This window comes from Streptomyces sp. PA03-6a (assembly GCF_033792765.1).
Lineage (GTDB): Bacteria > Actinomycetota > Actinomycetes > Streptomycetales > Streptomycetaceae > Actinacidiphila.
On sequence record NZ_JARAVK010000559.1, the window covers coordinates 1 to 1,330 of the forward strand.

Below are 1,330 nucleotides of genomic sequence, written 5' to 3' on the forward strand. Positions count from 1 at the left end.
CGGCTGAGAACGAAGCCTGGCACGCTCGGCCGACACGTGCCTGATGACGGCGTCCGCAGCCGCCTGGCCAGACCGGCGGGCCACCGCAACAGCACCCACGTCACGGGTGTCCCAGCCCGCGAAATCCTCCGGGCCGACCGCCCCCACCACCAAGGCTGTGACCTCGGTTTGTTCAGCCACTGGCAGGGCCGCCCACTCCGAGCGGAAGACGTCCACCCCCTCCCGCTCCAACTGCCTCCCTATTACGACAAGATCGCCGACCGAGCCACCGACCGCAGCAGCCTGAGCACTGCGAAAACGACCCAACAGCACAGCCACTCGGGCAGCGGCCTGGGCAGCGGCCTGTTCGTGCACCACGGCCCGGACAGCAGCGAGATCCCCATCCGACACCCCACTGCCGTCCTGCGCAGCGGCTCGGCCAGCGGCTTGTTGAGCCGATGCGAGCCATCCTTGATCACTAGCCGGTGCAAGCCATCCACGAACCCGCGCTTGAGCGGCAGCGTGCTCCCCATCTGACAGGCCCCTCGCCCCCGCAGTGCCATAGATGCCCGGGGGCCAGATGGCAGCCGGATGCGCGGTGGTCTCCGCAGGGAACCGGCTCTCCGGATCCAGCAGCACCGCCTTATACGGGTCAGCCAAGTCGGGGCTCTGACCAGCCAGCCAGGCACGGACCTTGTCATGACCGTCCCCGGGTTCGGGCAGGCCACTCTTATCCCGCTCCGCTCCCGCCCCACCAGCCGCCGCATCCTCACCGACCACCGTGACATCATCGGCATCCCCGCCGGCCGCCGTCGCCTCGCCGTCGCCGACCACCGTCGCCCCGTCATCGCTGCCGTCGCTGTCGCCCGCCACAGCCTCGGCGCCGCCTGTCACGGCATCGGCGAGGTCGGAATCCTCATCGGGTGTGCCGGGCACGCGGCCGGTCGCAGGACGCGGCACACCGCCGGATGCCAGAGCCGGACCCCGGGTTTCCGTGCGAGCCGTTTTCGCAGCAGCCTCCTGGCTGGTGGTATCCGGCGTGTCGCTCTCGCTGCTGACGGCAGTAAGCAGTATCTGACCGCCTTCTGCCGCTCGTCCGGCAGCAGCCGGGGCAGGACGGTGGGAATCCAGGGCGTTCTGCAGCCGCCGGCGGTGCTCCGGTGTACCCGGCCCTGCGGTGGGGTCGTTCAGCGCGTGTTCCAGAATGGTCTTGTTCAGATCCGCGGTGTTGCTGTCCGCCTGCATGGTCCACACGCGCAGGCCACCCGCCGGTCCTCGCTGCCCTGACCATTCCTGGGGCTGGGGGGATCGGGCTAGCCGCTGGGCAGCGGCCGCCGCGACGTCCTGACCG

Annotated in this window: 1 protein-coding gene; it reads right to left on the reverse strand. The window is 70.2% G+C overall.

Features of this window, described 5'->3' with window-relative positions:
• On the reverse strand, nt 1–1,233 hold a 1,233-nt coding region (locus PV350_RS46595), incomplete at its 3' end, for a hypothetical protein (protein ID WP_500339309.1).
• Nucleotides 1,234–1,330 lie beyond the last annotated feature (97 nt).